Source organism: Runella sp. SP2 (assembly GCF_003711225.1).
Classification (GTDB): domain Bacteria; phylum Bacteroidota; class Bacteroidia; order Cytophagales; family Spirosomataceae; genus Runella.
In genome coordinates, this window is record NZ_CP031030.1 from 2,827,177 (window position 1) to 2,847,574 (window position 20,398).

Annotated in this window: 20 protein-coding genes and 1 tRNA gene; 10 read left to right on the top strand and 11 right to left on the bottom strand. The window is 43.5% G+C overall.

The genetic code is table 11. The annotated features are described in order from the left end of the window. Positions 1-3 precede the first annotated feature (3 nt). Both DTQ70_RS11870 and DTQ70_RS11875 read right to left on the bottom strand, forming a co-directional pair. Positions 4-918 carry a DUF58 domain-containing protein gene (locus DTQ70_RS11870; RefSeq protein WP_028526165.1) on the bottom strand — a complete coding sequence of 305 codons (915 nt, stop codon included), beginning with the start codon at positions 916-918 and terminating at the stop codon, positions 4-6. Positions 919-1,001: 83 nt separating this feature from the next. Next, on the bottom strand, positions 1,002-1,448 hold the full coding sequence (locus DTQ70_RS11875) for a septal ring lytic transglycosylase RlpA family protein (RefSeq protein WP_122930994.1): 447 nt from the start codon (positions 1,446-1,448) through the stop codon (positions 1,002-1,004). Between the two features lie 267 nt (positions 1,449-1,715). On the opposite strand from DTQ70_RS11875, the gene DTQ70_RS11880 reads away from it, so the two are divergent. Together DTQ70_RS11880 and ychF are read left to right on the top strand one after the other, a co-directional pair. After that, positions 1,716-2,036 carry a DUF3276 family protein gene (locus DTQ70_RS11880; RefSeq protein ID WP_028526164.1) on the top strand — a complete coding sequence of 107 codons (321 nt, stop codon included), beginning with the start codon at positions 1,716-1,718 and terminating at the stop codon, positions 2,034-2,036. 113 nt (positions 2,037-2,149) lie between these two features. Beyond that, entirely contained in the window at positions 2,150-3,247 is a 1,098-nt protein-coding gene (gene ychF / locus DTQ70_RS11885; protein WP_122930995.1) for a redox-regulated ATPase YchF, read from the top strand. Positions 3,248-3,348: 101 nt separating this feature from the next. On the opposite strand, the gene DTQ70_RS11890 is transcribed toward ychF, so the two are convergent. Together DTQ70_RS11890 and greA are read right to left on the bottom strand one after the other, a co-directional pair. Next, complete coding sequence (locus DTQ70_RS11890) at positions 3,349-3,732, bottom strand: hypothetical protein (protein ID WP_164489984.1); 384 nt, start codon at positions 3,730-3,732, stop codon at positions 3,349-3,351. A gap of 345 nt (positions 3,733-4,077) precedes the next feature. Then, entirely contained in the window at positions 4,078-4,551 is a 474-nt protein-coding gene (gene greA, locus DTQ70_RS11895) for a transcription elongation factor GreA (protein ID WP_028526160.1), read from the bottom strand. Positions 4,552-4,867: 316 nt separating this feature from the next. Between greA and fmt the strand changes: the two genes are divergently transcribed. Next, positions 4,868-5,770, top strand: coding sequence for a methionyl-tRNA formyltransferase (fmt, locus tag DTQ70_RS11900; RefSeq protein WP_122934380.1), 903 nt, complete (start codon positions 4,868-4,870; stop codon positions 5,768-5,770). 201 nt (positions 5,771-5,971) lie between these two features. Next, positions 5,972-6,292, top strand: a complete 321-nt coding sequence (locus DTQ70_RS11905; protein WP_122930997.1) for a hypothetical protein — start codon at positions 5,972-5,974, stop codon at positions 6,290-6,292. Between the two features lie 99 nt (positions 6,293-6,391). Here DTQ70_RS11905 and DTQ70_RS11910 read toward each other — a convergent pair whose 3' ends face one another. Further along, the gene (locus DTQ70_RS11910; protein WP_122930998.1) at positions 6,392-7,813 is read right to left on the bottom strand and encodes a CCA tRNA nucleotidyltransferase; all 1,422 of its coding nucleotides are present in this window, start codon (positions 7,811-7,813) and stop codon (positions 6,392-6,394) included. A gap of 89 nt (positions 7,814-7,902) precedes the next feature. Between DTQ70_RS11910 and DTQ70_RS11915 the strand changes: the two genes are divergently transcribed. Then, a complete protein-coding gene (locus DTQ70_RS11915; RefSeq protein WP_122934381.1) occupies positions 7,903-8,427 on the top strand; it encodes a DUF2480 family protein in 525 nt (174 codons plus the stop codon). A gap of 207 nt (positions 8,428-8,634) precedes the next feature. Here the strand turns inward: DTQ70_RS11915 and DTQ70_RS11920 are convergent, their stop codons facing one another. From DTQ70_RS11920 to DTQ70_RS11940, 5 genes are all read right to left on the bottom strand, one after another. Then, complete coding sequence (locus tag DTQ70_RS11920) at positions 8,635-9,480, bottom strand: hydroxymethylglutaryl-CoA lyase (RefSeq protein WP_122930999.1); 846 nt, start codon at positions 9,478-9,480, stop codon at positions 8,635-8,637. Positions 9,481-9,538: 58 nt separating this feature from the next. After that, positions 9,539-9,781, bottom strand: coding sequence for a MoaD/ThiS family protein (locus DTQ70_RS11925; protein WP_122931000.1), 243 nt, complete (start codon positions 9,779-9,781; stop codon positions 9,539-9,541). Between the two features lie 15 nt (positions 9,782-9,796). After that, positions 9,797-10,948, bottom strand: a complete 1,152-nt coding sequence (locus DTQ70_RS11930; protein ID WP_122931001.1) for a VWA domain-containing protein — start codon at positions 10,946-10,948, stop codon at positions 9,797-9,799. Beyond that, positions 10,938-12,506, bottom strand: coding sequence for an McrB family protein (locus DTQ70_RS11935; protein ID WP_122931002.1), 1,569 nt, complete (start codon positions 12,504-12,506; stop codon positions 10,938-10,940). Before DTQ70_RS11935 ends, DTQ70_RS11930 begins: the two co-directional genes overlap by 11 nt. A 281-nt stretch (positions 12,507-12,787) precedes the next feature. Continuing rightward, positions 12,788-13,135 (bottom strand): hypothetical protein, encoded by a 348-nt coding sequence (locus DTQ70_RS11940; protein WP_122931003.1) that lies wholly within the window; start codon positions 13,133-13,135, stop codon positions 12,788-12,790. Between DTQ70_RS11940 and DTQ70_RS11945 the strand changes: the two genes are divergently transcribed. Next, positions 13,127-13,594, top strand: coding sequence for a hypothetical protein (locus tag DTQ70_RS11945; protein ID WP_122931004.1), 468 nt, complete (start codon positions 13,127-13,129; stop codon positions 13,592-13,594). The two genes, DTQ70_RS11940 and DTQ70_RS11945, sit on opposite strands and share 9 nt — an antisense overlap. Positions 13,595-13,634: 40 nt before the next feature. On the opposite strand, the gene DTQ70_RS11950 is transcribed toward DTQ70_RS11945, so the two are convergent. Further along, positions 13,635-13,721, bottom strand: a tRNA-Leu gene (locus tag DTQ70_RS11950). Between the two features lie 162 nt (positions 13,722-13,883). On the opposite strand from DTQ70_RS11950, the gene DTQ70_RS11955 reads away from it, so the two are divergent. The 4 genes from DTQ70_RS11955 (at position 13,884) to DTQ70_RS11970 (ending at position 20,395) form a co-directional block, all read left to right on the top strand. Further along, on the top strand, positions 13,884-14,909 hold the full coding sequence (locus DTQ70_RS11955; protein ID WP_122931005.1) for an LD-carboxypeptidase: 1,026 nt from the start codon (positions 13,884-13,886) through the stop codon (positions 14,907-14,909). A gap of 108 nt (positions 14,910-15,017) precedes the next feature. Beyond that, a complete protein-coding gene (locus tag DTQ70_RS11960) occupies positions 15,018-15,566 on the top strand; it encodes an RNA polymerase sigma factor (RefSeq protein ID WP_122931006.1) in 549 nt (182 codons plus the stop codon). A gap of 101 nt (positions 15,567-15,667) precedes the next feature. Continuing rightward, a complete protein-coding gene (locus tag DTQ70_RS11965) occupies positions 15,668-16,750 on the top strand; it encodes a FecR family protein (protein WP_122931007.1) in 1,083 nt (360 codons plus the stop codon). A 195-nt stretch (positions 16,751-16,945) separates the two neighbouring features. Continuing rightward, the gene (locus DTQ70_RS11970; protein WP_229600121.1) at positions 16,946-20,395 is read left to right on the top strand and encodes a TonB-dependent receptor; all 3,450 of its coding nucleotides are present in this window, start codon (positions 16,946-16,948) and stop codon (positions 20,393-20,395) included. Positions 20,396-20,398 lie beyond the last annotated feature (3 nt).

Consider the following 20,398-nt stretch of genomic DNA (forward strand, 5'->3'; position numbering starts at 1 on the left):
AGACTACCGCATTTTTGCTCTTTTGGCCAAGTAAGCCGTCAGAATTTGGTCTAAGCCTTTGGCAACATCGGCTTCGATGAAATCAATTTTATATTGTCCGCACTTGAGTCGAAGTTCGTGGTAATATTTTTTGGCGGCTTCTTGGTATTGCTTTTTCACTTGTCCTGGCTGAATTTTCACCCGCTCACCCGATTCTAAATCAATAAACTCGTACGGGCGGTCATCAAAAGCAAACTCCTCTTCGGTACGGCGGTCGGTGACGTGAAACAACAACACCTCGTGCATGTTGTGACGCAAGTGCTGCATGGCCGAAAAAATTCTTTCGGCTTGATTTATGTCTTCAAACATATCGCTAAAAATCACCACCAACGAGCGTTTGTGAATTTTCTCGGCGATTTCGTGCAATACATCTGCCACGGCCGTTTTACGGAGTTCTTTGGGCTTTTTAAGAACGTTTTCCAGATCCAAAAACACCTTATGAACGTGTGATGGGGTGGACTTTATCGGGGTTTGAACTTCTATTTTATCCGAAAATGTACACAAACTTACCGCATCTTTTTGACGCTGGAGCAAATTGGCGATACTTGCTGCTGCCAACACGCTGAACGTAATTTTATCGTGATTAGGCTCAGGATAATACATCGACGACGACGTATCGACCAGTAAATGGCAACGCAAGTTCGTTTCTTCTTCGTAGCGTTTTACAAACAAGCGGTCGCTTTTGGCAAATACTTTCCAATCGATGTGGCGTGTGCTTTCGCCTGTATTATACAAGCGGTGTTCGGCAAATTCGACCGAAAAACCATGAAAGGGCGATTTGTGCAATCCAGTTATAAACCCTTCGACGAGCTGTCTCGCCAAAAATTCCAAATTTCCGTACTGTCTTACCGTTGCAATATCAAATTTGCGAGCGCTCATGTTGTTAAAAGGTTTGTTCCTGCGAATAAACTACATTATTTGGAGACTATAAACTTAAAACGGAAGAAGGAAGAAATTTTACTTTAATTGGACAAAGCCCGCTCAATGATGTCACCTGTTTCGGTTATCATTTCATTTTGGCCCAGCAGCACCATTCCTTCCATTCCAACCACCCTGAGGGTGACATTGGCAACGCCAGAGCCCAAAATCCCCAAATATTGTGCCGCCGAACGACTCAAATCAATCAGGCGGGTGCGGTGGTACGGTCCGCGGTCGTTGATACGCACAATCACCGTGCGCTTATTGGAAAGGTTTGTGACCTCCACCATGGTGTTGAAAGGCAACGTACGATGCGCGGCAGTATATTCTTTCTGATTGAATGGCTCACCTAATGACGTTTTGCGCCCGTTAAACATTTGTGCATAAAATGATGCTCTTCCTTGCTCTTCCTTCCCCAACAATTGGGCTGATGCTGGATTTACTTTGATCAGCGACAACAATACAAGTACATAAAAAGTGGTAGAATACATAGATTTGTTCGGGTTATTTTTCACCAAAAATGACAATTTGACTAGGAGTCCCCTTGAACGCATACTCAAAAAAATGCAACCTTTTTTGAGTTTAAGGGCTGAAAATTAAGCAAAAAACAAATACGAACTACGTTTTTTACAAATTGACATACTTACCCCAGCTTATAACAACGTAAAAACCAACAACTTTATTTTGAAAATATTTTGACTACCAACAACAAAAGACGTACTTTAGCGTTTGGTATAACTCTAAACCTCAAAAGGATAGTGGAAGACAAAGACAGAGAAAAAATCTACTCGAAACGCGTAAAGGCAGGGAAAAGAACTTACTTTTTTGATGTGCGTTCAACTCGTTCAAATGATTACTACTTGACGATTACAGAAAGTCGCCGTTTTCCGCAAGGAGATGGGTTTGCTTACGAAAAACACAAAATGTTTCTCTACAAAGAAGACTTCGATAAGTTTGTAGATGCCCTTCAAGAAACCGTAGCCCACATTAAAACTGAATTGATGCCTGACATAGATTTCTCTCAGTACGCCGTACGTGAAGAAGAAGACTATACAGGTAGCGATTTGAAGTGGGATTAATCAACCTTTCCTGACCTATCCTATGCCCTGCCTCTGGTTGCCCAGAGGCTTTCGGTTTTGTAGCCACCACAAAATCCACTAATTTTGCCAATCAAAAAATCGTCATTTAACTAATGTCTCTCCAATGTGGTATTGTCGGATTGCCCAACGTAGGCAAATCCACTCTTTTTAGCGCATTATCAAGTGCCAAAGCCGAAGCTGCCAACTATCCTTTTTGTACCATTGAGCCCAACGTCGGAGTGGTTGAAGTACCCGACGAGCGTATCACTGTCCTCGAACGCCTCATTAATCCACAACGTACCGTTCCGACCATCGTTGAGATTGTTGACATCGCAGGTTTGGTTCGCGGGGCTAGTAAAGGCCAGGGTCTTGGCAACCAGTTTTTGGCCAATATTCGTGAGGTGGACGCGATCATTCACGTAGTTCGTTGTTTTTCGGACGACAACATTGTTCACGTAGAAGGCCGCGTCAACCCCGTTAGTGACAAAGAAATTATTGACCTTGAGCTTCAACTCAAAGACCTTGATTCTATTGAGAAAAAATTTGCTCGGGTAGAAAAAGCAGCCCGCGTGGGTGACGCCAAAGCCAAAGTAGAACTCGAAATTCTGACCCGCGTAAAAAATGCCCTATTTCAAGGAAAAAGCGTGCGTGCTGTCGGTTTGACGGACGATGAAAAGGCAGCCATCGCTGATCTTCAACTTCTGACCATCAAGCCCGTTATTTATGTCGCCAACGTGGATGAAACATCCATTCAGACGGGCAACGAGTACGTAGAGCAACTCAAAGCTGCCGTGGCCGAAGAAAATGCCGAAGTAATTGTACTTTGCGCCGCCATCGAATCGCAAATCGCTGAAATGGAAGATGCCGAAGAGCGTGAAATGTTTTTAGGCGAATATGGCCTTAGCGAGTCTGGCCTTTACAAACTCATCCGTGCTTCGTACGCCATCTTGAACTTGATTACTTATTTTACCGCTGGGGTCAAAGAAGTAAGGGCTTGGACGATTCAGCGCGGCTGGAAAGCCCCGCAAGCAGCAGGAGTGATTCACACTGACTTTGAGCGTGGTTTTATCCGTGCGGAGGTTATCAAACTTCCCGATTACGAAAAATACAAAACTGAAGCAGGCTGCCGTGATGCGGGCAAAATCTCCGTTGAAGGCAAAGAATACGTTGTACAAGACGGCGACATCATGCACTTCCGCTTCAATGTGTAGTCTCAAGTTTTTTTATTCACACAAAACCCCGACGAAGTGTTCGTCGGGGTTTTGTTTTTTTTAGTACTGTTGATGCTCAACTCATTTCGTACACAGGGTACCTAATCGACGACTTCTTTTTTTCTAAACAACGCCCGAAAAGTACCCGCCATGTGTATCACGTGGTCAACCCGATTTTTGGCCTGACTGATGACATGAATATTTACTTCTTGTTCGAGCAATTTGCCAAATGATGCCGATAACATATACATTTCTTCGACATTCACTGAAAAGTCATTCACCACAAACTTTTGAAATCCTCGGTCCTGTAAATTGGCAAAATAAAGGACAAGGCAAAAGTTTTCGCCCTCGAAGTAAGAAATCACTTTATCAACGTCAAACTTCTTGGGCATTTCGTGATGGTCAACCAGTGCATCAATAATTTCTTCTTCCTCATTGGTCATGTACAAGTGAGGCGTCAGATAAACAGGTGGTTGATAGTTCATTTTACTTAATCTGATTATTGGAATACTTAGCTTTTCTACTCAGAAAACTATTGGAATGCGACAAAAATGGCATACACAAATTTATTTTCATAACTTTTTAAATATTTTATTGAATTATTTATATTTTATACTTAGTTGCATTTTAATCTAATCAAAAGGAAAAAATACTTATTTTTAATACTATTTCCTCTGACGGCATCCAAGTTTGAAGGAATTTTCAAAAAAACACCTTTTTAGCTACCTTTTTATAACTCATTTTTAGCAAAAAAATATTTTCATAAAATGACAAAAAAGGACGCGTTTCCGCGTCCTACTGAACTATATATGATGTATTTTGGGAAAATATTACCGAGAAATATCGAGTACTTCAAATTCCATTGCTCCAGCTGGTACTTGGATTTGGGCTTTTTCTCCTACTTTTTTCCCCATCAATCCCTTTCCAATGGGTGAGCCTGCCGAGATTTTTCCTTGTTTAAGATCGGCCTCTTCTTCTGCCACCAATGTATAGGTTACAACTGCATTGTTACGGCAGTTTTTGATTTTAACTTTCGATAGTATGCTCACCTGCGATGTATCAATCGACGATTCATCCAAGACCCGCGCGTTGCCTACTATTTCTTCTAATTTAGCGATTTTTGCTTCGTGTAAGCCTTGTGCATCTTTGGCTGCATCGTACTCGGCATTTTCGCTCAAATCACCTTTATCACGGGCCTCGGCTATTGCACGAGCTATTTCCTGACGGCCGCGTGTTTTTAAGTCCTGCAATTCAGCCTTGAGCTTATTGAGACCTTCTTCGGTGTAATATTGTAACTTAGCCATAGTGCTGTTGTGTACGTTAATTGTTTAGTATTATATATCTGTCCTATCACTTATTTCTTCCACCAAAGACAAAAAAAAAGAACGGTGAAATGACCGCTCTACTACAAATGGGGTAGCTCTGTCACTTCTTCCTAAAAGACCGAAAAGAATTGGTTGTGTCGGTTCATGGTCGAAATTTGAACAACAAAATTAGCAATATTTGCAACGGGAATCAAGACTACATCAGTTTGAATCCAAAAAATTGCTCTAAAAATCATATCTAATAATCGACAAAACGATTTTCTCAGTGCATATGTCAAAGCTTCGAATCATTTTTATGGGGACTCCTGAGTTTGCAGTGAGTAGCCTTCAAAAGCTTGTAGAAAGCGGTTGCAACGTGGTAGCCGTTGTGACCGCTCATGATAAGCCTGCAGGGCGTGGGCTGCAACTTACTCCTTCCCCCGTAAAACACTATGCTGTATCTCAAGGTATTCCTGTTTTACAACCTGAAAAGCTAAAAAATCCTGCTTTTTTAGAAGAATTACGCAGCTACCAAGCCGATTTGCAGGTTGTTGTGGCGTTTCGGATGCTGCCAGAAGTTGTCTGGAACATGCCCCCCAAAGGGACATTCAACCTACACGCCTCTCTCCTACCACAGTTTCGCGGTGCAGCACCTATCAACTGGGCGATTATCAACGGAGAAACCGAAACGGGCGTTACTACCTTTTTTCTTGAGCACGAAATTGATACAGGAAACATCATTTTTCAAGAAACTGAACCTATCCATTACGAAGATAACGTTGGAACTTTGTACGAACGACTGATGCACAAAGGAGCGGAATTAGTCGTTCGGACTGTCAATGCCGTAGAGGCAGGGAATTATCCGCAGTTGCCCCAATCACAAAGTGAAGTCCTCAAGGCTGCCCCTAAGATTTTTAAAGAAACTTGCGAAATCAATTGGAATCAGTCCACTGAAGCGGTTCGGAATTTTATCAGGGGGTTATCGCCTTATCCTGCCGCTTGGACCACCTTGAATGGCAAATTGTGTAAAATTTATAAAAGCTCAGTGGCAACACAGGCGCCTACCGACAACGGTAGCCACTTATTTACGGACAATAAACACGTGCTACTTTTTAAAACTACCGATGGTTGGTTGTCCATTGACGAACTACAATTGGAAGGCAAGAAAAGAATGGGAATTGAAGAGTTTTTGAGGGGCACCAAAGTTACGATTGCCTGAGCTCTTTCGGAGAATATTGACTTTTCCAAATAATAAAAGCCGCTACTTGAAAGAGCGGCTTTTGTCGTTGATAAACACAACTGATATAGAAACGACGCTCAGGTAGAAAAAGTTTTAGCCTTGAAAAATAATCTCACTATTTTTCATATTATTGCAAAAAATCAACATTTGTTGATTTTCCTCGAAAAAAGTGACAGATACATGCTCCAACAAACCATCTACGAAGTACGAATTACCTACATCGGTAGCCTTACGGGCCTGCGCGAACGGGAGCCATTTGTTTGCTATTTTTCAAACTTAAAGAAGACGGTAGAGAATTTGACAGCCCAACTCGCGCTAAACGGTTGGCCACTAAAAATCAATTACACGGCAGTATATCGCGGACTCAAAATGAAGAATAAATACCACTGCGATTTTGAAGTTGCAGGGCATAAAGTGTTTAGGATTTCTATTACTCCTTGCGTACTTAATCCTGTTCTCACAACCCTTGGGATTGACGAAATGCCTGCTTATAAGAAGTGATTTGTTTTCGGCTCTTTTTTTGCAACCATATAAGACATATAAGGCCATATAAGTTTCTTCTTATAATCACTTATATGTCTTATATGGTTCAAAAAAGCTTTATTCCGCAACGACTTTGAGTTCTAGGCCGAGTTTTTTCCCCTCTTCTACCATCAAACCAAACGCCTGTTCGTACTGATTGGGAATGATCCCATCAAGAATCGCTTCCCGAACTGCCGTTTTGATAATCCCCACTTCTGCCGAAGGTTTGAGGGCAAAGGCTTGCATGATAACCTCTCCCGTAATGACGGGCTGGAAGTTTCGAATCTTATCTCGTTCTTCGAGGTCGTAAAGTTTTTGTTCAACCTTGTCAAAATTCGCCAAATGTTTGCGAACTTTATCAGGGTTCTTAGACGTAATATCGGCACGGCAAAGCGTCATTAATGCCTCCAAATCATCGCCCGCGTCAAACAACAATCGACGCAAAGCCGAATCGGTAATTTCTTCTTTGGACAGTGCAATAGGACGAAGGTGAAGACGAACGAGTTTTTGTACAAATCGCATACTTTCGTTCATCGGCAATTTCATCTGGCGAAAAATGCGCGGCGTCATTCTTGCACCCAACTCTTCATGACCGTGAAACGTCCAACCCACTTTTTTGTCAAAACGCTTGGTAGCAGGTTTGGCAATATCGTGCATGATTGCCGCCCAACGTAGCCACAAGTCATTGGTATGTTTTGAAATATTATCAAGTACCTGAAGCGTATGATAGAAATTATCTTTATGCCCTTTTCCATCTTGGTATTCAGCCCCTTGCAACTCTACAAACTCAGGAAAAATCAATTTTAAAATCCCCGCTTGATGCAGCAATTTAAAGCCGTAAGAAGGGGTTTTGGCTAAAATAATTTTGTTGAGTTCGTCATTGATACGCTCCTTTGAAATGATGGAAATACGCTCAGCCATTTGCACAAGACCGTCAAACGTATCTGGCTCAATATCAAAATTAAGTTGGGTTGCAAAACGCGCTGCCCGCATCATTCGGAGCGGGTCGTCAGAAAAAGTAATGCCAGGTTCGAGGGGGGTACGAATGAGTTTTTTCCGCAAATCACTCATCCCGTTGAAAGGATCAATAAGCTCGCCATAGTTCGTTGCATTTAAGCTGATTCCCATGGCATTGATGGTAAAGTCACGGCGATTTTGGTCGTCTTGCAAGGTACCATCTTCCACAATCGGCTTCCGAGATTCACTGCGATAAGATTCGCGACGCGCACCCACAAACTCCACTTCAAGATCGTCAGTTTTGAGTTGGGCTGTGCCAAAATTTCTAAATACAATTACCTGTACACCAAGCCTTTCGGCCACTTTTTCGGCCAACTCAACACCACTTCCAACGCTTACTATATCAATGTCCTTAGAAGGACGATTCAGGATTAAATCACGCACGTATCCCCCAATAACATAGGCTTCAACGCCCAGTTCACGGGCGCTATCGGCAATGACTTGAAAAAGGGGATTGGAGGCTAAAACTTCACTAAAATTCATTCGGATTGCTTTTGCAAACTGCAAAGATACTATTTCTTTAAACTTTCGCCCGTGAGTTGGTGTTCATTCAAGAAGAAAAAAAAGTATCAATGGAAGAAATAATTAATAAAGTAGCTAATAGTGGGCTTGTTACTTTGGATTTGGAAGATTATTACCACCAAGGTGAGCGCGTGGTGTATGACCTTAAAGACAATCTTTTTATGGGAATGATTCTCAAGGAAAAAGACTTCCGTGAGTTTCTTAAAAGTCACGATTGGACACAGTACGCAGGCAAAAATGTGGCCATCACTTGCACCGAAGACGCCATCATCCCAACTTGGGCATACATGTTATTAACACTTCAACTTGGGCCTCACGCCCACTCAGTGGTGTTTGGAACCCTCAACGACCTTGAAGAAAAGTTGTTTTTTGATGCCATCAACCGAATTGATGTAGAGACTTTCCGCGATGTTCGCGTGGTGGTAAAAGGGTGCAGCAAACACCCCGTTCCGACGGCGGCTTACGTAGAACTGACGCGCAAACTTCAACCCGTTGTGCAATCGCTGATGTTTGGTGAACCTTGTAGTACGGTTCCGCTGTTCAAAAAACCCAAAAATAAACTTCCACAAACGTAATTCTACAAAGGTTGTGCCTCTCCGAGGCAAAATTATCAAAAAAACTAACTTTTGTGACTACAAACGTTGCGCCTCTCCGAGGCAAAATTGTCGAAAAACAGCTTCGGAGAAGCTTAACATTTGTAACAACAAACGTTGCGCCTCTCCGAGGCAAAATTATCGAAAAACAGCTTCGGAGAAGCTCAACATTTGTAGCATTTGTGATATTTATCCAAAAATATATTGTGAAGCCAACATGGCTTGCGCGAGCTTGAGGTCGTCGATGGGCAAATTGACGCCAAGCTGTGTTAATTCACTCACTACCAACTCCGTTGCTAAATTACCAACCAATTTATCTTCCGCCAGCGGACATCCTCCAAAACCACGCACGGCACAGTCAATTCGGCGAACTCCTGCTTTATAAGCTGCTTTTACTTTTTTGGGCGTTTGCGACGATTTTGCGTGCAAATGCGCCCCAAATTCCACATTTGGGAATTTTTTCACCAAATGCCCAAACAAGGTCTTAATTTCGTCGGTAGTACTCGAACCGATTGTGTCAGAAGGGGCAATGATGTTAATCCCTTGTTGAACCAATTTTTCGGTAAATTCCTCCACGATTTCAGGACTGTAAGCATCTCCATACGGATTCCCAAAACCCATCGAAAGATAAACCACCAACTTTTTATTGGTTTTTTGGCAGATATTCTGAATTTCTACCACTTCACCAAATGCCTCTGCAATGGTTTTGTTCGTATTTTTTTGTTGGAACGTTTCCGAAACCGACAAAGGAAATCCCAAATACTGAATTTGCCCAAATTGTGCCGCATCTTCTGCCCCACGAACATTAGCGACAATGGACAGCAATTTGGTGGAAGTGGTCGATAAGTCTAATTTATCTACTACCTCGGCCGTGTCCCGCATCTGAGGAATGGCTTTGGGAGAAACAAAACTCCCAAAATCAAGCGTATCAAAACCTACCTGAAGGAGCTTATTTAAGTAATTTATTTTAGCGTCGGTCGGCACAAAGTTTTCTAAACCTTGCATCGCGTCACGCGGACATTCAATGATTTTCATTTTAGTTATAGTAAATTATGTAGTAAAGTGTTGGTTGTGAGCAACCAAGACCACAAATTTACCCTCCACTCACGGGGGGAATGAGTACAATTTCGTCGTTGGGATGGAGCGGCTGGGTATCGTCGGCATAGTCGGTATTGACAGCTACGCGCAGCGAAGCCAGTTTTTGAAAATCGGGAAATTGGCTGACCAAATGGCTTTTCAAATCCGCCACCGTTGCTTCTTCGGACAGTTGTAAGGTCAGTTCGAGTTGGCCAATAATCTCTTTGGCAATCCCAAACGCTAATACAGTTATTTTCATATTCAAGTTTTATTCCTAACGTAATTGCTCTATGACTCGTTTCAAACTCTCCAAATTGTGTGCGGGAGCGTGTAAATCCAAATACGGTAAAACCGCTTTTAACGCTTTTACTTCGGGACGAAAATCGGGCGAGCTAGCCAAAGGATTTAACCAAATTACCCTCCTCGCCTTTCGTCGAATTCGCTCCATATTTTTGGCCAGATCATCTCCATCTCCCGTATCCATACCATCGCTGACAATTAACACAATCGTCCGTGAGTTTAATCTTTTCATCGCATACTCGTCCACAAATTGCCTGAGCATCGTTCCAATATCCGTCCCGCCCGACCAATTGGGAACGCGCTCCGAAAGATTTTCAAGGGCTTGGGTATAGTCCATTTCCTTTAAATCTTCCGTAATTCGTACCAATTTTGTACTAAATACAAAAGTTTCAATGGACTGGTACAACGTCTGAAAAGCATACATAAACTGTACCCAAAAGCGGCTGTACAAATCCATTGATTTACTGACATCACAGAGTAAAACCAAACGGATTTTGTTGCGGGCGGGTTTTCGGTAAAAAAGGTCGATGATTTCTTCACCTTTCCGAAAATTGTTTCGTAACACTCGCCGTAAATCCAACTGCCCGCCATTTTTAGTAATTTCGTAACGTCGGCTCATGGTTTTGGCCATCCGCTGTACCATTTGGCGCACCAAACGGCGGGCTTCGTGGAGGTCTTCATCGGTGTAAGAGCCAAAATCTTTGAGCGTCAGGGGTTCTCCCAAACTATACGACGCCAACTCTTCGGTTTGCGATTGTTTGTTGCCGTTTAACCAATTTTTGAGCGCCTCAAAAGCCGCTTCTCCGTTTTGTTTCGGTTTCTTTTTTTTCTGCTCGCTTTCTTTGGCCTCGTCCTTTATTTTAGAATCAACTGCCTTGGCAAGTTCTTTCCAATATTTCGTATATAATTCGTCAAATTCGCGTAGTTGCTTTCGATTTTGAGGAAAAACACTCCGCATCGCCAAGTAAAATTGTTCTTCCTCTCCCAACTGAATTTCGGCCAATGCTTTGAGCGCATCGGCTTCACGGTCAGGACCAACGGGCAAACCTTTTCCCCTCAAAAAGCGGCTAAACGCCACCACGTGGGCCGACAACTCAACTTGGCGCTGAATAAGGTTATCTTTCATAAATTCGACGGAACATATCTCGGGGTAATTCACCAAAACGTCCTTCTGAGAGCATTGGGTTCAATTGATACGTCACCACGGCATCCACATTGTCGAGGTCTTCACCAAAAAGCTCTTGCTCCATTCGCGTACTGTACTGCATTTTCACTTGAATGAGCTTGGCATCCAACGGTTTCCCCCAAGCTTCATTATCTCCCAAAACCAATTGAATTTTTCGCCAATCGTCGTAAAAATATTCTTGCAACAACGGAATCAACTGAAAACGAAATAGTTCACACAATTCTTCAAAAGTAGTTATATTCAAAAAATACGCATGGCCTACGACATGGTCACGGTCGTGCAAAAACTCTATCCGTTCGTTGAGCGTCGCCAAAAGTTTACCTAAATTGGTATTTTCTACTGTTTTATCGTTCAGGGACGGCAGGTCAGGCAAACATTCGTTAAAGTAAAAACGACGACGTAGGGCGGTGTCCAACAAAGCAATCGAACGGTCGGCGGTATTCATCGTCCCGACAATGTACAGGTTAGCTGGCACCCCAAATTTTTCTTGCGAATACGGCAATGTAAGCCAAAGTTCGTCGGTCGCCCCCAGTCGTTTTGAAGGCTCAATGAGCGTAATCAACTCCCCAAGCACTTTTGAGACGTTGGCACGGTTGATTTCATCCATCACCATAAGAACAATGGGCGCTTGGGTAAACCGTTTTTGACGATTTTCGGGGGTGTCAGAAATACAACCTTCAAAACTTTGATAATCGGCAGCCCGTAATGCCTCCAAACACGCTTCGTAAAAAACGCCTTTACGAACTTTGTACGTGATTTTATCACCAATAGTTTCGGGTCGAATCCCTTCTACAAACTCCTCATAACCAAACGATTGATGAAATGTTACAATCTTGTGCGCGTACGATTGGCACAACCGCTGCACTTCATAGGTTTTACCCGTCCCTGGCGCTCCATAATAAATGTAATTGAGGGGAATGGTGGGGCGCTCTATTCGCTTTTGATACGTTTCGGTTGGTTCGGCGACAGCTCGTGCCATTGACGTATTTTTCGCAAACAACTCCGAACGAAACCCCTCATCTTCAGCTGCCTGATAAATTGCTTTATTATGCAATTCACGATGAGTGGTTGTAGTGGCGATTTGCTTTAAATCTTGCAACGAATCAATCCAATACTGAACAACAGAATCGTTTTGAAGCAAATGTTTGTCTTGAAACTTGATTTTACCCAACCAGTAATCTGCATTCCCTTTTTCCTCAAACGTTATATTTCCTAGTTGAAGAGCTGGTTTTGAGAAGTACTCTCTCTTAAAAAGTAAGCTTAACGTAACATTTTTTTCCTTTCCGCTAATTTGTAGGGCTATGTGATTATTCAAGTTAGCCGTGATTTTTTGGTTTTTTCCGCTTAACGTAAACGCAATTTGTGGTGAGTTTTTAGGAATGTCCAAACTCCTTATCATTTCATTCAGCAAGGAAAAAAAAAGCCTCACCGCATCATCTTGGTGTATGCGTTTGATTTGCTTTACGACAATTTCTCTTTCCGTTAAGGTACTTTGCATGTTATCTAAGGCTATGTATCTACTGTGAAGATATCTTAGTGTTCTATGTGTTTACTTTCAATATTTCACACTATTCTTTCTCCCTGCAAATTACAAAAGTCTCGAAATTTTGTCTAATGTGATGGTTTTATGAAGCAAATGTTAAAATAAACCCTGTGAGCGTCCGTTAAGGTATGCGAACGAAAGTTCTTATGTACAATTAGTCTCAATCCCGCTTGTAAACTTACTAGCGGGATTTTTGTTTTCGTTGAGAGGATTAGTAACTGGTTATGAAAAAGCACCTAAAAATCGGCAGGAAGTAGTTCTTTTAGCAATTGATTTATAGAAGACGAAGAAGTCAAATCTGCGTCTTCCAATTCTGCCATATCGAGGGTAAAAATGTTTGTGCCAGGGGCTCGCCAAAGTCGGTCCAACAACAACGACAGGTGTTCGGAGGTGCCATCGCTATACAAAATACAGGCGTCAGCTTCAAGAGAGGCAATCCACGTTTTCCGCCATTCGTCGGCTTCTTGTTCGGGCGATAAATTTTCGAGCCTAAACAGGACGAAATGAGGTAAAAGCTGCGTTAAAGCAAGCAATACATTTTCTTTGTAAATTGAGATGCCAATAAAGTTGATGATATGACGCATAAAATACTTGTTTTTGTTGGTTTGTGGGGCTTGTTTAGCATCCTGACCGTAAATGTAATAGCTCAAACCGTAAAAAAAGACCGCTTTATTGCCAACCAAGGCGTAGTGACTTGGACAGAAACTGTTGAAATTAAAGACATGGACACGCCCATCATCGTGGAAGCCATAGCCGAATCCTTACAAAAAAACCAATACGTTCAATTAGATAGTAAAAGGCTCAATAATGTGTTGACAGGCCGACTTGTTAGTGCACCATCTCTTGGTCTAGCAAAGGCGACTTTTCGCGTAGATATTTTATACGAAAGTTACATTGTTTCGGTAAGGGGCATTACGCTAATGCCTTCCACGCCCATTGAAAAAGTCATTTTGAACTCCCAACAACGATTTATTGACTCTTTTCCTAACGCCATAAACCTCCTTGACGAGCAACTTTCCCAAACATTTAGCATTAGGTTTTAGGCAAACAAAAACCCCGATAGCGGTTGCTATCGGGGTTTTTTGGTGACGAAGGCGAGATTCGAACTCGCACAGGCTAACGCCCACTACCCCCTCAAAGTAGCGTGTCTACCAATTCCACCACTTCGCCGTTCCCGTTGTTTGGGGTTGCAAAAGTAGTAGTCCGAAATGATAATTGCAAATAGTTTTTTCAAAGAAATTTATTTTCTCCAATCAATTTCTTTCCCTCCCCAAAAGTTGCTCAATTAAGCAGAGTCGCTTATATTGGGCTAAAATGAACCTTTTTTCCTCCATGCAACGTCGAAATTTCCTCCAAACCATTGCCGCTACTCCCGCCCTAATTCCTTCTTTGTCAAGCCGTAACAAACCCACGCTCAAACCTGCTCGACTTAAAGCGGGCGATACCGTCGGGCTCGTTTGTCCAGCCGCACCTGCCTACAGCAAACAAACGGTACAAGTCATCGTGGAGTCCATGCAAGCCTTGGGTTTTAAGGTAAAATTTGGGAAACGAATGTGGGAAAGGTACGGTTACTTGGCAGGAAAAGATGCCGACCGAGCAGCTGACATCAACGACATGTTTGCTGACCCATCGGTACAAGCGATTATTTGTGTGCATGGCGGCTGGGGCTGTGCGCGATTGTTGCCTTTGCTGGACTATGACACCATCAAGAAAAACCCCAAAGTGTTGTTAGGATACTCAGACGTTACTGCACTGCTTTTAGGGATTTACAGTCAGACTGGTTTGGTTACTTTTCACGGGCCCGTGGGGGCGGTTAGCTGGAATGAGTTTACCGTGAACTATCTCCGAAAAGTCCTCATAGAAGGCGAAGCTGTGCGATACGAAAACCCAAAAGTAGTGGGCGATAACCTCACGCAAGTCGCCGACCGAATTGATACTATCGTTGCAGGAAAAGCCAAAGGCCGATTGTTGGGAGGCAACCTCACGGTATTGAGTCATTTGTTAGGCTCTCCTTACGTTCCCGACTGGAAAGGGAGCCTATTTTTCTGCGAAGACGTGGACGAAGCCCCCTACCGCGTTGACCGAATGCTTACCCAACTCAAATTGAGTGGTATCTTCAACGATATGAATGGATTTATTTTTGGCAAATGTTCGGAGTGCGAGCCAGGCAACGGCAGTTATGGTTCACTTACGCTCGAAGACCTGTGGCTTGACCACCTCCAACCTGCCCAAAAACCTGCCTTTTCAGGGTCAATGATTGGGCACATTCGCCAAAAATTCACCATTCCCGTTGGCATTGAAGCCGAAATGGACGCTGCTACGGGAGTCATTCAGTTTTTAGAAAAAGCCGTTGTTTAAAATAATTCTTAATCCGACAGGTAAGTACAGGATAAGTAAACAATTGCTTTACAAAAAATTTGCCAGCCAACCCATTCTATATTAAGCTATTTTTTATAAACCAACACCTTGAGCTACGCAACCGATTCGGAGCTATGGCAAGCTTTTAAAGAGGGCGATAGAGTCGCTTTTGCCCAACTTTACAACCTTCACATCGAAGATTTGTTGAGTTATGGCTACCGTGTTACGTCCGATAGGCAGCTTATCAAAGACAGCATTCAAGACCTTTTTTTACACCTTTGGCGTAGTCGTCAGAACTTAGCCGATACCGATAGTATCAAGTTTTACCTCTACCGCTCGCTACGAAACAGAATTGTACGAAATAGCGAAAAAAACAACCATTCCCCCATTGATTCCGCTGGGTTATTTGAAAATATCATTGGAGAATTGTCATTTGAGGACGATTTGATTGCCAATGAACAACTTAGCGAACAGCATCAACGACTCAAACGCGCCATTCACCAACTTCCTCGTCGGCAGCAAGAAATTATCCAACTCCGCTATTACCACGATTTTGGCTTAGATGAAATTGGTGACATGATGCACATCAATCCCCAATCGGTTCGGAACCTCCTCCATCGAGCCATCACCGAATTGCGTGAATGTTTTTCGGTTTAAAAAAGAGCATTTTGGGGTTTTAGAAAAATAAATAAAAATATTTCAAGAAAAATGAGTACAAAACCAAAGTACCCCGATTTAGGGGATTGAATGAAGAACTTATGAACACATCATACGCTTTCTACACCATTGAAGATTTTATCGCTGATGACTATTTCATTCAGTGGGTCAAATACCCTACTCCAGATTCTGACGCCTTTTGGGCCGATTTTTTGGAAAGGTTCCCCACCCAACGTGAAAATGTAATTGGGGCAAAGTTAGGGGTTGAACAACTTTCAATTGCAGCTAAACATGAGATTCCTACGCAAGAAACGCCCGCTATCTGGGCACACATTTCTGACGAGTTGGAAGAGCCGCCTAGACGTATAGTTCAAATCGTTCTAAATTTTTGGAAACCAGCCCTTGCGGCGGCTTCCATTGTGATTGCGCTTGGTTTGGGATGGGGATGGTATAAAAACGCCCACAAAGGCAGGTATGACCAGCTCATTTCAGTCGCAAAGAGTCCGCTTCAAGAGGTAGTGAATACCACCTCCACGAACCTGACAGTGAACATGCCCGACGGAAGCCACGCGATCCTAAAGCCTGAAAGTAAACTCAGTTATACCAAATCATTCACGGGCAATATCCGCGAAGTATATCTTTCGGGAGAAGCATTTTTTGACGTAATTAAAAACCCTAACAAGCCCTTCTTTGTTTACGCCAATGGATTGATTACCAAAGTATTGGGCACAAGCTTTTGGGTAAAAGCATACGAAGCCGACAAACAAGTTACCGTACTTGTGAAAACAGGAAGAGTCTCGGTTTTTGCCCAAAAAAATACCCAAAATCCAGATCCCGAAACAAATGGGCTGGTCTTAACACCCAATCAGCAGGTAGTATTTGGCAAAGCAGACGAACGATTGACCCGTAAATTGATTGAGAGGCCCGTGATTTTGTTATCGCCCCAAGAACTTAAACAATTCTCTTTTACGAATGCGTCTGTCACCGACATTTTCACGGCGCTTGAGAAAGCCTACGGCGTTGATATTGTCATTGACGAAGAATTGATGGCCAACTGTAGCCTTACCACCACCTTGTCCAATGAAACCCTTTTCGAAAAACTAGATATCATTTGTGAAGCACTTGAAGCTACCTACAAAGTAGTTGATGCTCAAGTCATTATCACAAGCAAAGGCTGTAACTAAACCAACTATCCGCTCATTTCAAACCCTTATCGCATGAATATAAAACTTGACTTAGTACACTAAAAAAGCCGATAACGATTCCAGCGTTACCGGCTTTCAAAAGCCCTTTTGATGGTCTTCCAAACCACATCCGATTCCAGCGGATGTGAAAGGGTTGTTTTTGCTTTTCCAAATCACAAAAACCTTAGTAAACTAATGAAGAAAAGATTACAAATCCAAAAAAACCTGATTCGCCTTATGAAGTTCTCGCTAATACAATGCTGCATTGCGATGATTTTTGTGGGTGTCTCGCTCGCACGAGATGTAGTAGCTCAAGAATTGTTGAGCCGTAAAATCAGCATTCAAATCGACAACCAAAGCATGTCCTCAGCTTTGGTTCTGATTGAAAAACAGGCAAATGTCAAATTTACCTACCGTCCTAAAATTGTTGAATCAACACAAAAAATTTCGTTGAATGCCACCAACGAGCCACTCGCTCAGTTGCTGGACAGGCTATTTATTCCGTACAAAATCAAGTACAAAGTCATTAGCAACCAAATCATCTTGTCCAGGCTATCGGCCTCCTCTTCCAGTGAACTCAATACACCCATCGAAGAAAAGAACTTCGAGCCCAACCCGTTATTAGAAGCCCTTGCTGATATTTCGGTTTCAGGGACGGTCGTGGATGACAAAGGCGGGGTACTTCCTGGCGTAAATATCTTTGTAAAAGGTACACAGAAAGGCGCCACTACCGACGAAAACGGCAAGTTTTCGATTGCCGTGCCCAACGCGCAAGCCGTATTGGTATTTAGCTTTGTGGGTTACAAACCCCAAGAAGTGATAGTAGGAAACCGTTCTTCTATCAATATCACTCTTTTGACCGACGAAAAAGCCTTGGGCGAAGTCGTCGTTGTAGGGTACGGTTCTCAACGTAAACAAGACATTACGTCGGCCATTTCGGTCATCAATATGAAAGACATCGGCGAGCAACCTGCCAACAACATGAATCAGATGATTCAGGGACGGGCAGCGGGGGTCGTTGTCAAACAAAAAAGTGGTACCCCTGGCGGTGCATTTGAAGTGCGCGTGCGGGGTATCGGTTCATTGGGTGCTGGAAGCGACCCACTGTACGTTATCGACGGCTTTGCGGTGGGTACGTCGGTAGGCCAAAACCTCAACCCCAACGACATTGAAAGTATTTCTATCCTAAAAGATGCCGCCTCTACCGCTATTTACGGGGCGCGCGGCTCTAACGGGGTAGTGCTGATTACTACCAAAAATGCCAAAGAAGGCAAAGTTGACGTCAATCTTTCGCTTGATTACGGCATTCAAAACGTTCCCTCAACGCGTCGTGTCAAAATGCTCAACGGGGTAGAATTTGCCCAATTTAAGAAAGAAGTATTTGAAGATGGTATCCGCTATTTTCAGAATAGAGAACCAACGCTTGAAGAAGTTCCAATCGGTTTTCGCTATCCTGAGCAAACCAAATATTCAACCGATTGGTTTGGGGCTATCATGCACAACAACGCACCTTATACCGATGCTAACTTAACGATTTCGTCGGGCAAAGGGCCGCTTCGCTCCATGCTTTCTGTAGGTTACTATAAGGAAGAAGGTACCATCACCAATACCAACTACGACCGTTTGTCATTGCGTAGCAATATCGGGGGGCAGGTCAATAAATTCCTCAACGTGGGCGTGAACGTCAACGGGAGTTATACCAAACAAAACCTTGCCAATACCGACGGCCGTAGTGCCTTGGTGGGAGGGGCTTTGTTGATGGATCCGCGTGAACCTATTTACAATACCGATGGCTCGCTTCGTCCGTACATTGGCGGGGTAGATGGCGTTTTTGGTTTTCCTAACCCACTATTTGTGTTGAAAAATGTTCTTCGCCGACGCAACATCGCCGACATCTTGACCAGTGCCTTTGCCGAAGTTTCAATCATGAAAAACCTCAAATTTCGGACATCGGCCAACATAAAACTCAATTATAACACCTTTAAAGAATACGTACCTTCGACCATCGGTTTGTCGGTGGCATCGGGTACGGCGGGCGCTCCCCCGCGCATTGCAACCGCACAAGAAGTGGTAGAACAATTGCAAAACTTATCTTTTGACCAGCTTCTGACGTATTCACCCCAAATTGGAAACAACCAAACCCTTGAAGCCATGGCTGGTTTTACGAGCCAACGCGAAATTTTACGCGGAACGGCGGGTAGTGCCAACACTTTTCCTGATGATTTGGTGCAGTATTTGGGCGCAGGCTCCATCCGAGCATCAAACTCTTACGAGAACGGTTGGTCGTTGCTTGCGTACTTTGCTCGGGTCAACTATGCTTTCAAAGACAAGTACCTATTATCAGCCTCGTTTCGTCGCGAAGGAAGCTCTCGTTTTGGTGCTCAAAACAAATACGGAGACTTCCCTGCGGCTTCGGTGGGCTGGCGCTTGAGTGAAGAGTCGTTTATGCCTAAATTCTCTTGGCTAACCGACGTAAAACTACGGGCAAGCTGGGGGGTTACGGGGAATAACAACATCGGTAACTACCCAAGTTTGGCCTTCGTGGGTGCCAACAACTATATTCTAGGCAATGCTTTTGCCCCTGGGAAAGTGATTAGTTCTTTTGCTAACTCAGGATTAAAATGGGAAAAATCAAACCAATTGGACATCGGTTTGGACATTGCGACCTTCAATAACAAGTTGATGTTCACCTTTGAGTATTATAATAAACTCACCAACGACATGTTGTTGCCAGTGTCTATCCCAGCAGTTTCGGGTTTTACAACGAGTTTGGACAACATCGGAAAGGTACGCAACCGAGGTGTCGAAATTGGGGTGGACTTTCGCACCAGCCTTGGTGCTGTTAATTTCCGCACCAACGGTAACATTACCTTCAACCGCAGCCAAATCTTAGCCATCAAAGGCGTCAACGACATGCTTTGGTACGGTAGCTTCTACGGTGGCTACAACGTACAAAAAGTGGGTCGCCCCATTGGGATGATTTATGGTTACAAAAAGATGGGCATTTTTAATACCCAAGCCGAAATCGACGCTTGGCCAAAACAAGACGGCGTGATTCCTGGCGGGATGAAATTTGCCGATACCAATGGCGATGGTGTAATTACATACGATACGCAAGACATGGTGGAAATTGGCAATCCTAACCCTGCTTTCACATGGGCATGGACAGGAGCAGCAGATTACCGAAGTTTCGACTTAAACGTATTGTTTGTTGGCGCTTATGACTTTGACATTTATCGCAACATCGAAGCATCAACGATGAACATGGACGGCGTATTCAACGTGTTGGACAAAGCCAAAGACCGCTGGCGCTCGCCTTCAAACCCAGGCTCTAATCCTGATGCCAAAAACTCACAAGGTGGTACCAACTACTTCAAATGGTCACGCGAGAGTAGCGAACGCTATGTCTATGACGGCACCTATACATGGTTGAAAACTGTTACATTAGGCTATACCCTACCAAAATTCAAGTCGGTGCTAAGTGGGGCACGTATCTTCGTGATGGCCAACAACTTGCTTTTGTTCTCTAAATATCCAGGCAACAACCCCGACGCTGGAGTACGCGGTGGAACTGAACTCAACAACGACGACGAGTCGTATCCAGTGCCAAGAACGTGGGCAGTAGGCGCTAAGTTTAACTTCTAATCT